This window comes from Yinghuangia sp. ASG 101 (assembly GCF_021165735.1).
In the GTDB taxonomy this organism is placed as follows: Bacteria; Actinomycetota; Actinomycetes; order Streptomycetales; family Streptomycetaceae; genus Yinghuangia.
The window spans coordinates 3944951-3958093 of record NZ_CP088911.1 but is presented as its reverse complement, the minus strand read 5'-3'; the positions used below and the strand labels follow the sequence as shown (position 1 = coordinate 3958093).

Genomic DNA, 13143 nt, shown 5'->3' with positions numbered 1-13143 from the left:
CGGGCCGTGCTGGGTGACCCGAATCCTGGATGGGGGCGAACGGGTGACCGGTGCCGCCGAGGCCCGTGCGCGGGCGAGGAGTGTGCTGCGTGTCCGTACCGGTGCGATTTTGTGCGCGCTCGGAGCCATCGCGCTGCTGTGGACCGGCGCTACGCGCAGTTCCGGTCAGAATCTGCCCGGGACGGTCCTCACCGTCCTCGCGGCCGGGCTGTCGCTGCTGATCGCCTGGGCCGCGCTCGGGCTCGTGCTGGTGCGCAAACCGCGCAGCGGATCGGTCCCGCTGCCCGTCGAGGACGCGCCCGAGTTCCACCGCATGGTCGCCGGCCTCGCCGCCGACCTGGACGTGCCGGCCCCCGACGAGGTGCGGATCTGTCCCGAGTGCGACAGCTGGCTCGAACAGGACACGCGGCGCCCGTGGTCGCGCCCGCGCACCGTGCTCGTGGTCGGCGCCCCGTTCGTGTGGTGGCTGCGCGTCGGCGAGCTGCGCGCGCTGCTCGCCCCGGTCGTCGCCGGCACCGCGCCCGCGACCGACCCCGCGATCGCGTCGGCCCGCGCCTGGGTGCGCCGCCTCGACGCCGTCGCGCACCCGTACGCGGCCCGCGTCCGCCCGCCCTCGGCGGTCCCGTGGACCGCGCCGCTGCGCCGCGTCCCGCGCGCGTTCGCCCGCCAACTCGTGGACCTGTCGCGCGGACCGGCCGAGGTGATGGAACGCGACGTCGCCGCGTGGGCGTCGGCCCGTGCGCAGGAGATCGACGCACCGCTGCGGGCCACCGCGCACGAGCAGGTCGGGCTCGCGTACGCCGGCTGGGACCGGCTGCTGACCCGGCTCGCGGCACCCGCGTGGGACCTCGGCCGCTACCCGGACGCGCTGATGGCCGGGGTCGTCGCGGCGCTCACCGAGCTGTCGCAACGCGACCGGCTGGCGGACGTGTTCGGCGCCCGGCTCGCCGAACGCCCCGCGTGCGACCTGCTGGTGGACCCCGCGCGGGTCGACGCGCGCGTGTCCCGGCTGGCCGCCGACATCTTCGCCGACGACGGCGAGCGGCGGCCCGTCGGCTGGGAAGACTACCCCGGCGAGGTGATCGAGCCGATCTGGCGAACCCGCGCGAGTGTGCTGGTCGACGCGCTCGACGCGTCCGACGGCCGCCGCGGCCCCGCGAACGTCGGCCGGGTGCTCGACCGCATTCGCGACCGCGCCCCGGGGGCCCGGCGCGGCCGGTCCGGCCCGGCACGCCACGACGCCGCCGCGTTCGACCCCGAGCACATGACGGACCACGTCATCGCCCTGGTCGCCTGTGCCGCGGTGGACACCGGGCGCATGCACGCCGCCGTCGACTGGCTCGACGGCGCCGTTCTCGCCGACACCGGCGACCGCGTCGCGGACCTGCCCGGCCTGGTCGGCCGTGCCGTCGACGACCACGACGACGTACCGCTGCGCACCTGGTTGGACGGCATCGGCGTGCGTACCGGAGAGCCGATCCGCCTCGGCGGCTGACGCCCGGGATGCAACCGACCGGCGGCCGTCGCACGTCGACAAGTGCGGTGGCCACAAAGGGCCGCCGGTTTTCGTCGCACCGGCCGTGACCGGCCCGTCGGCAGCCGCGCGGGGGTTCGCGCGGGCGCGGTGCCGGCGTCCGTCCCCGGCCGTGCTCGCGGGGCCGCGGCGTGCCCGGGGCCGCCGGGCTCGTGCGCGCGGCGGGAAGTGGCGAACCCTCGTGGTCCGCACCGGGCTTGGTACGCACACGCGCGGTGTCGGCGCGGACGTCCGTTCCGTACGGTCGTCCACGCGACGCCGCGGGGGCGCGCGTCTACACGAGGAGCAGCGAAGTGCCTGTGGTGAATCGGCGGGGGGCCTTGGGCGCGCTGGGTGCCGTGGGCGCGACGACGGCCGGGCTGATGTGGTGGCGTTCCGCTCCCGGGCGCGCGGTGCCGGCGGCGGCGCCTCCGTCGGCCGCTCCGGCCGCGCCCGCCGCCCCGGCGGCGCCGGCCGCGCCCGTGGTCCGGCCCCGGAGCATCCCGGCGTCCGACCCCGAGCGCGTCAGGGTCGAGAACGCCCGGACCGGCAGCACCGCGTGGAAGCCCGGCCATCACGGCTCGCGGACGAGCGACGACGTGGCCCACCGGATCAAGGGCTACACGTCGGCCACCAGCGTCGCCGCGGGCGAACGCCTGGACTTCCACGTGTCGGTCGCGCCCGCCGGCGCGTACACCATCGCGGTCTACCGCCTCGGCGATTACGACGGCGCCGGGGCGCGGCACATGACGACCAGTCCGGAGCTGCACGGCGTTCCCGGGGCGCCGCCCGCGCTCGACGCGGTCGGCGGCATGCTGTCGTGCGATTGGCCGGTCGTCTGGAGCCTGGACGTGCCGCGCGAGTGGACGTCGGGGGCGTACCTCGCGGTGTTCGACGACCGGCACGGCAACCGCAACTACACGGTGTTCGTGGTGCGCGACGACCAGCGCTCGGCGGACTTCCTCGTCGTGCTGCCGTTCAGCACCTACCAGGCCTACAACCAGTACCCGCTCGACGGGCGGGTCGGGAAGAGCCTCTACTACGGCTATGCCGCGGGCGGGGGCAACGCCTACGCGGTCCGGGCCCGCAGGGTGTCGTTCGACCGCCCGTACATGAAGGACGGCATCCCGACGCGCTTCGACCTCGACCAGAGCGCGATCACCTGGATGGAACGCGCGGGGCACGATGTGGTGTACGCGTCGTCCGTCGACATCGAGGACGGCTCCGTCGACCCGTCCTGGTACCGCGCGATGGTGTTCTGCGGCCACGACGAGTACTGGTCCGATCCGATGCGCAGGGTCGTCGAGGACGCGCGTCGGGCGGGCGTCGGGCAGGCGTGGCTGACGGCCAACAACATCTACTGGCACGTGCGGTTCGAGAAGAACGCGCGCGGCGTCGCCAACCGCGTCATGAACTGCTGGCGCAACGACGCCGATCCGGGCGCGCCGCTGCTGTCCGCCCCGACCGACATGTGGCGCCGCATCCGCCGCCCCGAGCAGGAGTTCCTCGGCATCCAGTACAACGGCATCGTCGCGCGACACACGCCGCTCGTCGTCACCGCGTCGGGGCACTGGCTGTGGTCGGGCACGGGCGTGCGCGACGGCGACCGGATCGACAAGCTGGTCGGCGGCGAGGCCGACGGCGTCGAGGCGGGGACGCCGACGCCCGCGGAGGCGCGGCAGACGCTGCTGTCGCAGTCGCCGTACGAGCTGCGCACGGGCGGCACGCGGGTGCAGAACACGTCGGTGTGCGAACAGCCCGACGGCACGGTGCTGTTCTGTGCCGGAACGTTCAACTGGGCGCTCGCGCTGGGGCACGCGAAGTACAAGGACGACCGCGTCCGGCGGGCCACGGCGAACCTCTTCGACAGGCTCCGCGGGGCGTGACGCCGCGCGCCCGGGCCGCCGCGGAAGGGTGCCGCGGACCGCGTGAAAGACTCACGGGGCCGGGCGTGGGGAGGCGGTGCCGCGTCCGGCGTCGAACAAGCGAGCGGGGGCAAGAGTGAGGAAAGCAGTCCAGTGAGCGGTTTCGTCACCAAGCCCGAGCCCGTGGCCGTGCCCGGGCTGATCCACACGCACACCGGCAAGGTCCGCGACCTGTACACGGACCCGGACGGCAACCTGGTGATGGTCGCGAGCAACCGGATCTCCGCGTTCGACTGGGTGCTCGACCCGGAGATCCCGGAGAAGGGCCGGATCCTCACGGCCCTGTCGCTGTGGTGGTTCGACCTGCTGAGCGACCTCTACCCGAACCACGTGCTGTCGGCGGAGCCGCCGGCCGGGGCGCCCGCCGACTGGGCGGGTCGCACGCTGGTCTGCCGCCGTCTCGACATGGTGCCGGTCGAGTGCGTCGCGCGGGGCTACCTGGCGGGGTCCGGGCTCACGGAGTACCGGGAGAGCCGCACGGTGTGCGGCGTGACGCTGCCGGAAGGCCTTGTGGACGGCTCCGAGCTGCCGGCCCCCATCTTCACGCCCGCGACGAAGGCCGCCGTCGGCGAGCACGACGAGAACGTGACGTACGAGCATGTGGCCGCGCAGGTGGGCGCGGAGCTGGCGGCGAATCTGCGGCAGGCGACCCTGGCGGTGTACTCGCGGGCCCGCGACATCGCGCGCGAGCGCGGCATCGTCCTCGCCGACACCAAGTTCGAGTTCGGCCTCGACGGCTCCGGCGGGCTGGTCCTCGCCGACGAGGTGCTGACCCCCGACTCCTCGCGGTTCTGGCCGGCGGACCTGTGGGAGCCCGGCCACGCGCAGCCGTCGTTCGACAAGCAGTACGTCCGCGACTGGCTGGCGTCGGCGGAGTCCGGCTGGGACCGCACGGCCGACGGGCCGCCGCCGGTGCTGCCGGAGGCCGTGGTGGAGCGGACCCGCGCGAAGTACGTGGAGGCCTACGAGCGGCTGACGGGACGGCGCTGGGCCTGACCGTTCCGGTGTGTGCGGTGCCGGGGTCGCGCGGGTGTTCGTCCGCGCGGCCCCGCCCGCGGCCGATCGACACCGAGATCACGCGCCAACGCGAAAGGCCGAGCCCAGGGCTCGGCCTTTCGTTCTTCTTCGGAGCGGACGACGAGATTCGAACTCGCGACCCTCACCTTGGCAAGGTGATGCTCTACCAACTGAGCCACGTCCGCATGACGGGGGCTGGGCCCCTGTCGATTTCCCTACTGTACCCCATGCGCGGACCGGTACCGAAACCGCGCGGGGTCGTTCGGGTCGAGCAGGTGACAGGGATCGAACACTGCGCCTTCCTCTTGGAAAGAGGACGCTCTGCCACTGAGCTACACCTGCGTGTTCCGGGTTTTGTTCGTTCCCGGCGACGAGTAGAACTCTAGCGGAGTGACGGGAGTGCTGCGGACAGTCTCGGGGCCATACGCCCGAGGATGTCTGATATCACCGAAAAATCCCCGGGAAAAAGCCCTCCGCCGGCCTCGCGGCCCCCGACGCGGCTGCGCCCGCCCGACGGTGCGAATAGCCGCAATGTCGGACGGGCGCGGATCGACGGGGGCACGGCTCAGTTGGCCGCTTCGAATTCCTGGTAGATGCTGCGCGGAATACGGCCGCGCGTCGGCACGTCCATGCCCTGCGACCTGGCCCACTCGCGGACCGCCTTCGGGTCCGGGGCGACGGTGGTCTGGCGGAACGGCTTGCCGGACTTCGTGGTGCGCCGTGCGGCCTCGACATAGCGGCCGAGCAGATCACGCATCTCCTGGGCGTGCCCTTCCGAAAGGTCGATTTCGTACGACCTGCCGTCGAGGCCGAAGCGGATGGTCTCCGCGGCAGAGCTTCCGTCGATGTCGTCTTGCAGCGTCACCACTACGCGCTGGGCCATGGCGGTGTCCTCTCCAGGCGATGACCTGATGACCTGAAAACCTGCGAAAAAGAAGAGTAAAGACTCAATGCCGAGTATAAGTCGGCGGCATGAAGCGACAAACGGTGAACCGGCACGATCTTGTCGTCGCTTCCGATAATTTACTGCCCGGGCAATGAATTCGTCGGGCTTGCCGATATTCGCGGGCGCGGCGCGGCGCCGTCAAGAGCCGATCCGCGCGCGGGTCGGTCGGGCGCGGCCCCGGTGGTCGCGGGGCGGCGGGTGCGTTGGGCCGAGTGGCGGTCGGGTGTCGGGGCGGGCTGTCCACAGCCTGTGGATAAGTTGCGGTTCCTGTGGGTGAGCAGGGCGGCTCCCGGGCCCTCCGGCGACGCCGCTTCGGTTATTTATTGACATTCTCGCAGGTCGCGGCCGGTGATCCGATCATCCGCGTAGTTCACTCGAACGAGTGATGGCCAGGTTGTCCACAGCGGCTGACCTGTGGACAACCCGCGCCCTGTGGATAACCGGACCTCCGCTCGGGGCGCCGCCCCGCGGCCCGGGTAGGCTGGATGCGCCGAACAGGGGGTCCGTACCGGCCCCGAGATCCAGCAGCCGATCCTCGCGCAGCCGCCGAAACCGCGGCTGACCCGGAGGTCCGGCACCAGCACAGTGGGAGTGCGCGTGGCACGCGTCGTCGTCGACGTCATGCTCAAGCCGGAAATTCTCGATCCCCAGGGCCAGGCCGTGCAGCGAGCGCTGCCACGCCTCGGATTCGCCGGGATCACCGATGTCCGCCAAGGCAAGCGATTCGAACTCGAACTCGAAGGCCCGGTCGACGATGCCGCCCTCGCGCGCATTCGCGAAGCCGCCGAAACCTTCCTGGCCAACACGGTCATCGAGGACTTCACCGTGAGGGTCGAGGACCAGTGACCACACGGATCGGCGTCGTCACCTTCCCCGGATCGCTCGACGACCACGACGCGCAGCGCGCCGTCCGGCTCGCGGGCGCCGAGCCCGTCGCGCTGTGGCACCGCGACCGCGACCTGCGCGGCGTCGACGGCGTCGTGCTCCCGGGCGGCTTCAGCTACGGCGACTACCTGCGGTGCGGAGCGATCTCGCGCTTCTCGCCGGTGATGGAGACGATCATCGCCGACGCCCGGGGCGGCCTCCCCGTGCTCGGCATCTGCAACGGCTTCCAGATCCTGTGCGAGTCTCACCTGCTGCCGGGCGCGCTCACGCGCAACGACCACCTGCACTTCGTCTGCCGCGACCAACGGCTGCGGATCGAGAACGCCGCGACCGCCTGGACCGGGTCGTACGAAACGGGCCAGGAGATCGTCGTCCCGCTCAAGAACGGCGAGGGGTCGTACGTCGCCGACGAGCGCACGCTCGACCTCCTGGAGGCGGAAGGGCGCGTCGTCGCGCGGTACCTCGGCGGGAACCCCAACGGCTCGCGCCGCGACATCGCCGGGATCGCCAACGAGGCCGGCAACGTCGTCGGGCTCATGCCGCACCCCGAGCACGCCGTCGAGCCGCTGACCGGCCCGACGACGGACGGCCTCGGGTTCTTCACGTCCGTACTCAAGAAACTGGTCGGAGCATGAGCCTCGACACGGTCGACACGGCCAAAGACGACTCCAAGGACCGCGACTGGCTCACCGCCGGGCCCGTCGGCGCGCACACCTTCGGCCAGCCGTACGCCGAGCTCGGCCTGAAGGACGACGAATACCAGCGCATCGTCACCATCCTCGACCGCCGCCCGACCAGCTCCGAGCTGGCGATGTACTCGGTCATGTGGTCCGAGCACTGCTCCTACAAGTCGAGCAAGGTGCACCTGCGCCAGTTCGGCGAGAAGGCCCCCGCGTCGGAGGCCATGCTCGTCGGCATCGGCGAGAACGCCGGCGTCGTCGACATCGGCCAGGGGTACGCGGTCACCTTCAAGGTCGAGTCGCACAACCACCCCAGCTACGTCGAGCCGTACCAGGGCGCGGCCACCGGGATCGGCGGCATCGTGCGCGACATCCTCGCGATGGGCGCGCGTCCGGTCGCCGTCATGGACCCGCTGCGCTTCGGGGCCGCGGACCACCCCGACACCCGCCGCGTCCTGCCCGGCGTGGTCGCCGGGATCGGCGGCTACGGCAACTGCCTCGGCCTGCCCAATATCGGCGGCGAGGTGGTCTTCGACCCCTGCTATCAGGGAAACCCGCTGGTCAACGCGCTGTGCGTGGGCGTCATGAAGCACGAGGACATCCACCTGGCCAAGGCGTCCGGAGCCGGCAACCTGGTCGTCCTCTACGGCGCCCGCACCGGCGGCGACGGCATCGGCGGCGTCTCGGTGCTGGCGTCCGAGACCTTCGACGCGGACGGCCCGGCGAAGCGCCCCGCGGTCCAGGTCGGCGACCCGTTCCAGGAGAAGCTGCTCATCGAGTGCACGCTGGAGGTCTTCGCGGAGGACCTGGTCACCGGGATCCAGGACCTCGGCGGGGCCGGCCTCTCGTGCGCGACCTCCGAGCTGGCGTCGGCCGGCTCCGGCGGCATGCGCGTCGACCTCGACACGGTGCCGTTGCGCGACGCGACGCTCGCTCCCGAGGAAATCCTCATGAGCGAGTCGCAGGAGCGCATGTGCGCGATCGTCGAGCCCGGCAAGATCGCGCGGTTCCTGGAGATCTGCGAGAAGTGGGACGTCATCGCGACCGTCATCGGCGAGGTGACGGACGGCGACCGCCTGGAGATCTTCTGGCACGGCGAGCAGATCGTCGACGTGCCGCCGCGCACGGTCGCCCACGAAGGACCCGTCTACGAGCGGCCCTTCGCGCGGCCCGAGACCCAGGACGCCCTGCGCGCGGACGCCGCGGAGCGCCTGCCGCGCCCGCGGGGCGGCGACGAGCTGCGGGCGACGCTGCTCAAGGTCACCGGCTCGCCCAACCTCGCCGACAAGTCGTGGATCACCGAGCAATACGACCGGTACGTCCTCGGCAACACCGTTCTCGCGCAGCCCGAGGACGCCGGCATGGTCCGCGTCGACGAGGAGACCAACCTCGGCGTCGCGCTGTCCACCGACGGCAACGGCCGCTTCTGCAAGCTCGACCCGTACACCGGCGCGCAGTTGGCGCTCGCCGAGGCGTACCGCAACGTCGCCGTCACGGGCGCCCGCCCGCTGGCCGTCACCGACTGCCTCAACTTCGGTTCGCCCGAAGACCCCGGCGTCATGTGGCAGTTCGCCGAGGCCTGCCGCGGTCTCGCGGACGCGTGCCGGACGCTGGGCACCCCGGTGACCGGCGGCAACGTGTCGTTCTACAACCAGACCGGCGATGTCGCGATCCACCCGACGCCCGTGGTCGGCGTGCTCGGTGTCATCGACGACGTCACCCGGCGCACCCCGATCGGGTTCCGCGAGGAGGGGCAGATCATCCTGCTCCTGGGCGACACCCACGAGGAACTGTCGGGATCCGTCTGGGCGGACGTCGCGCACGGCCACCTCGGCGGCCTGCCGCCGCGCGTCGACCTGGAGCGCGAGCGCCTGCTCGCCGACATCCTCATCGCGGGCTCGCGCGACGGGATGGTCGACGCCGCCCACGACCTCGCGGACGGCGGCCTCGCGCAGGCGCTCGTCGAGGCGTGCGTGCGCGGCGGCAACGGCGCGCGCATCGTGCTCCCGGAAGAACTCGATCCGTTCGTCGCCCTGTTCAGCGAGTCGGCGGGCCGCGCGATCGTGGCGGTGCCGCGCAGCGAGGAGCTGCGCTTCACCGACATGTGCCGCGTACGCCACCTGCCGGTCGCGCGGATCGGCGTCGTGGACGGCGAAGTCCTCGAAATCCAGGGCCAGTTCACGGTCGGCGTGGACGAGCTGCGGGAGGCCGGCCGGAGTACGCTTCGCGGGCTGTTCGGCTGATATATCGTCACAAGCCGCGTCCACCAACGGAGTGGGCGCGGCTTGTGACGTTTGTGCACGGTACGCCCAGGGGGTGCTGTGGACGGGCTGCTGCCCCACCATTCCGAGATCTTCACCGCGCGCGACTACGACGCCTTCTTCGGACTGCTCTCCGACTGCGGCGCGACGCGCACGCTCCGCGACCTGCGGCGCACGCTCATCGACGCGCTGGCCCGGCGGTTCGGCTACCGCGACATCACGTTCTTCCTGGGCGACAGCGTGCCCGGGCTGTTCCGCGACACCGAGCCCGAATTCATCGGCCGCACACGCTCGATGCTGGACGCGTACATCGAGACCTACCACCACATCGACCCGTTCGCGACCCTCGGCACCAGCGAGCGGCTGCGGGCGCGCCTGCGCACCGGGCCGGGAAACCTGGGTCTCGACGACCTCCGCGACCACATGCGCGACGAACACCGCGACTACCTGCACCGTTTCCTGTTCCGTCAGCGCATCCACGAGAAGCTCGTCCAACCGCTGGTCGCCGAGACGTGCATCGGCGGGATCGGCCTGATGGCGGCCGAGTCGGGGACGTTCGGCCCCAAGGAGCGGCTGCTCCTCGCGCTGATCGGCACCCACGTGCCCCCGATGCTGGACGCGCGCGTGCCCGACCGCGGGAACGCGTCGTGGGCCGCGAACCTCACACCCGCGCAGCGCGGCGTCGCGCGCCTGCTCCTGCAAGGCCGCAGCAACCTGGAGATCGCGGTCGAACTCCAGGTCGGGGTCGACACGGTGAAGAAGCACGTGACGGCGGTGCTCCGCGCGGCGGGATGCGGCAGCCGGACACAGTTCGTGGCGAGGGCGCTGGCGGTGTGACCCCACTGCCGCGCCCGCTCGCGCCCCCGGCCCCGATCGCCACCCGGCCCGGGGCGCGGCGGCCCCGGGCCGGCTCTCGGCCCGCCCGCCGCCCCCACGCCCGGCCGCGGACAGCCGCACCCACCAGGGGCGGATCCACCCGCGTAGCGGATTCCACCTTGGTGCCATGGACCGCGCGGGGCCGGGCCGCCAAGATAAGACCCGTGGGGGGAACGACAGTCGGCGCTGCCGTCGGCGGTCGGCCACAGGGGGGAAATCGGGGGGATCCGGGGGGATTCCCGAACGAGCAAGGCCCGGAACCCGATCATCCGCGGGGCCGGGCCTTGTCGTTTGCGCGCCGCCGACCGGCCGGCGAAATGTGGGTGAATTTCCGTCGACCACCATGTGCTTTTCCTTTCGGTGATTTCGCGGGTCGCCCGCACGCGGATCTCGCCGCACCGGGAAACAGAACGTTTTGTTGCCGTCTTCGCGGTGTCCTGTCTTCCGTCCATGGTCGCCGTCCATTCCGGGCTTCGCCGCCGATCGGCCACAACCTGTGGAAAACCTCGGAAGTGGTCGATGGCCTGGGGAAAACCGTTCGTCGGCACGTCCGAGGCGGGCATATCCTTCCGCGCATGCCGCCGGCCCCGCGTACTCCCGCAATCCGTCCCGTCGACCCGCGGCGCGTGCGGTCGGCACTCACCGCCGAATGGCGGGCGCTCGTGGCGTTCATCGACGGGCTCGACACCGCGCGGCGGGCCGAGCCGTCCGGCCTGGAGGGCTGGGACATCGGCGACCTGATCGGCCACATCGCCACCGGTGTCTCGGCCGTCCCCCGCTGGACCTCCGCGCCGGAGCCCGCCGGCCCGCCACTGACCGTGGGGCAGTGGGCGGCCGGCGTCGCCGCCGGGGCGCCCGCCATCGCCGAGATCGCGCACGAGATGTCCGCCGCCGGCCGCACTCCCGCCGACTACCTGGACCAGGCCGTGCGAGCGGTCGAGGCGACCCCGGAGAACCGGCTGTGCGCCACGCGCGTGGGCCCGATGCGCGCCGCCGACATGCTCGTCACGCGCCTGATCGAGGCCGTGGTGCACGCCGACGACCTGGAGCGCGCGACCGGCGCGGCGTTCCCGCACGACCGCCAGGCCCTCGCGGTCGTCACCCGCGTCCTCGCCGACGTGCTGGCGGTCCGCGTCCCCGGGCACGCCGTCGAGGTCCGGATTCCGCCGTTCGCCGTCGTGCAATGCGTCACAGGCCCCAAACACACGCGGGGAACTCCGCCGAATGTCGTCGAGACCGACCCGCGCACCTGGCTTCGTCTCAGCACAGGCCGCCTGACCTGGGAAGACGCCGTCGACTCGGGCGCCGTGCGGGCCAGTGGGGAGCGTGCGGATCTGACCGGATGGCTGCCGCTCTTGGGGTGATCGGCGCCCTCGGATGGCCTCGCGTAGACTCGTCGGCGTGCCACGTGGCGACGGACGACTCAACCACGATCTCTTCCCCGGCGAGAAGGGCCCCCAGGACGCTTGCGGCGTCTTCGGTGTCTGGGCCCCCGGCGAAGAGGTTGCCAAACTCACCTATTTCGGGCTCTACGCGTTGCAGCACCGCGGGACGGAATCCGCGGGCATCGCCGTGAGCAACGGCTCCCAGATCCTCGTCTTCAAGGACATGGGCCTGGTCTCCCAGGTCTTCGACGAGGCGACGCTGGGATCCCTGCGCGGGCACATGGCCATCGGCCACGCCCGCTACTCGACCACCGGCTCCTCGGTATGGGAGAACGCCCAGCCGACGTTCCGGGCCACCGCGACCGGGAGCATCGCGCTCGGCCACAACGGCAACCTCACCAACACCGGTGAACTGGCCCGCATGGTCGCGGAGCAGGCGGCGAACGGCGGCGAGTACGGCTCGGCGCACGCGCGGCACCAAGGCCGCATTGAGGCGAACAGCGACACGAACCTCCTCGCGTCCCTCCTGGCCGGGCACCCGGACCTGTCGCTGGAGGCAGCGGCGATGCAGGTCCTGCCCCACGCCCGGGGCGCGTTCTCCCTGGTCTTCATGGACGAGGGCACGCTGTACGCCGCGCGCGACCCGCAGGGCATCCGCCCGCTCGTCCTCGGCCGCCTCGAACGCGGCTGGGTGGCGGCGAGCGAGACCGCCGCGCTGGACATCGTCGGCGCGTCGTTCATCCGCGAGATCGAGCCGGGCGAGCTGGTCGCGATCGACGAGCACGGCCTGCGCTCGCAGCGGTTCGCCGAGGCCAAGCCCAAGGGCTGCGTCTTCGAGTACGTCTACCTCGCCCGCCCCGACACCTCGATCGCCGGCCGCGGCGTGCACGCGTCCCGCGTCGAGATGGGCCGCCGCCTCGCGCAGGAGGCCCCCGTCGAGGCCGATCTCGTGATGCCCACCCCCGAGTCGGGCACGCCCGCCGCGATCGGCTACGCGGAGGCCTCGGGCATCCCCTTCGGCCAGGGCCTGGTCAAGAACTCGTACGTCGGACGCACCTTCATCCAGCCCAGCCAGACCATCCGGCAACTCGGCATCCGCCTCAAGCTCAACCCGCTGCGCGAGGTCATCGCCGGCAAGCGCCTCGTGGTCGTCGACGACTCGATCGTGCGCGGCAACACGCAGCGCGCCCTGGTCCGCATGCTGCGCGAGGCCGGTGCGGCCGAGGTGCACGTGCGCATCTCGTCGCCGCCGGTGAAGTGGCCGTGCTTCTTCGGCATCGACTTCGCGACGCGCGCCGAGCTGATCGCCAACGGCCTGTCCGTCGACGAGATCGCCAAGTCGCTGGGCGCCGACTCGCTCGCGTACATCTCGATCGACGCGATGGTCGAGGCGACCACGATCCCCAAGGACAACCTGTGCCGGGCCTGCTTCGACGGGATCTACCCGATCGAACTGCCCGATCCCGAGCGCCTGGGCAAGCACCTTCTGGAGGGCTTGGAGCAGTCCGTACGCAGTGACGTGGACGGCGTCCAGACGCTGCTGGGCGGTGCCGGCGCCGAAGACGCCCTCCGGCGGCCCTAGGCCGTCGCCCGCCGCGGCGCGGATCCGTGCGGCGTCCCGGTGCCGGGGGTGACCGCCGCCGGTCCGGTTCCGT

10 protein-coding genes and 2 tRNA genes are annotated in these 13143 nt (G+C 72.0%); 9 read left to right on the top strand and 3 right to left on the bottom strand.

What is annotated here, in order from left to right:
• The first annotated feature begins 82 nt into the window (after positions 1–82).
• The 3 genes from LO772_RS16870 (at position 83) to LO772_RS16860 (ending at position 4434) form a co-directional block, all read left to right on the top strand.
• A complete protein-coding gene (locus tag LO772_RS16870; protein ID WP_231779223.1) occupies positions 83–1495 on the top strand; it encodes a hypothetical protein in 1413 nt (470 codons plus the stop codon).
• A 332-nt stretch (positions 1496–1827) separates the two neighbouring features.
• Positions 1828–3399 carry a N,N-dimethylformamidase beta subunit family domain-containing protein gene (locus LO772_RS16865; RefSeq protein ID WP_231779222.1) on the top strand — a complete coding sequence of 524 codons (1572 nt, stop codon included), beginning with the start codon at positions 1828–1830 and terminating at the stop codon, positions 3397–3399.
• 132 nt (positions 3400–3531) lie between these two features.
• Positions 3532–4434 (top strand): phosphoribosylaminoimidazolesuccinocarboxamide synthase, encoded by a 903-nt coding sequence (locus LO772_RS16860; RefSeq protein ID WP_231779221.1) that lies wholly within the window; start codon positions 3532–3534, stop codon positions 4432–4434.
• A 133-nt stretch (positions 4435–4567) separates the two neighbouring features.
• Here LO772_RS16860 and LO772_RS16855 read toward each other — a convergent pair.
• The 3 genes from LO772_RS16855 to LO772_RS16845 form a co-directional block, all read right to left on the bottom strand.
• Positions 4568–4640 (bottom strand) — tRNA-Gly (locus LO772_RS16855).
• Positions 4641–4725: 85 nt separating this feature from the next.
• Positions 4726–4797, bottom strand: a tRNA-Gly gene (locus LO772_RS16850).
• 223 nt (positions 4798–5020) lie between these two features.
• The gene (locus LO772_RS16845) at positions 5021–5338 is read right to left on the bottom strand and encodes a histone-like nucleoid-structuring protein Lsr2 (protein ID WP_231779220.1); all 318 of its coding nucleotides are present in this window, start codon (positions 5336–5338) and stop codon (positions 5021–5023) included.
• Positions 5339–5998: 660 nt separating this feature from the next.
• On the opposite strand from LO772_RS16845, the gene purS reads away from it, so the two are divergent.
• The 6 genes from purS (at position 5999) to purF (ending at position 13070) form a co-directional block, all read left to right on the top strand.
• Positions 5999–6247 (top strand): phosphoribosylformylglycinamidine synthase subunit PurS, encoded by a 249-nt coding sequence (purS, locus tag LO772_RS16840; protein WP_231779219.1) that lies wholly within the window; start codon positions 5999–6001, stop codon positions 6245–6247.
• Entirely contained in the window at positions 6244–6921 is a 678-nt protein-coding gene (purQ, locus tag LO772_RS16835; RefSeq protein WP_231779218.1) for a phosphoribosylformylglycinamidine synthase subunit PurQ, read from the top strand. Before purS ends, purQ begins: the two co-directional genes overlap by 4 nt.
• Positions 6918–9209 carry a phosphoribosylformylglycinamidine synthase subunit PurL gene (gene purL / locus LO772_RS16830; RefSeq protein ID WP_231779217.1) on the top strand — a complete coding sequence of 764 codons (2292 nt, stop codon included), beginning with the start codon at positions 6918–6920 and terminating at the stop codon, positions 9207–9209. Before purQ ends, purL begins: the two co-directional genes overlap by 4 nt.
• Positions 9210–9287: 78 nt before the next feature.
• Positions 9288–10064: a helix-turn-helix transcriptional regulator gene (locus tag LO772_RS16825; RefSeq protein ID WP_231779216.1), complete on the top strand. Its 777-nt coding sequence runs from the start codon at positions 9288–9290 to the stop codon at positions 10062–10064.
• 614 nt (positions 10065–10678) lie between these two features.
• Positions 10679–11467: a maleylpyruvate isomerase family mycothiol-dependent enzyme gene (locus LO772_RS16820; protein ID WP_231779215.1), complete on the top strand. Its 789-nt coding sequence runs from the start codon at positions 10679–10681 to the stop codon at positions 11465–11467.
• 37 nt (positions 11468–11504) lie between these two features.
• Positions 11505–13070 (top strand): amidophosphoribosyltransferase, encoded by a 1566-nt coding sequence (gene purF, locus LO772_RS16815; protein ID WP_231779214.1) that lies wholly within the window; start codon positions 11505–11507, stop codon positions 13068–13070.
• Positions 13071–13143 lie beyond the last annotated feature (73 nt).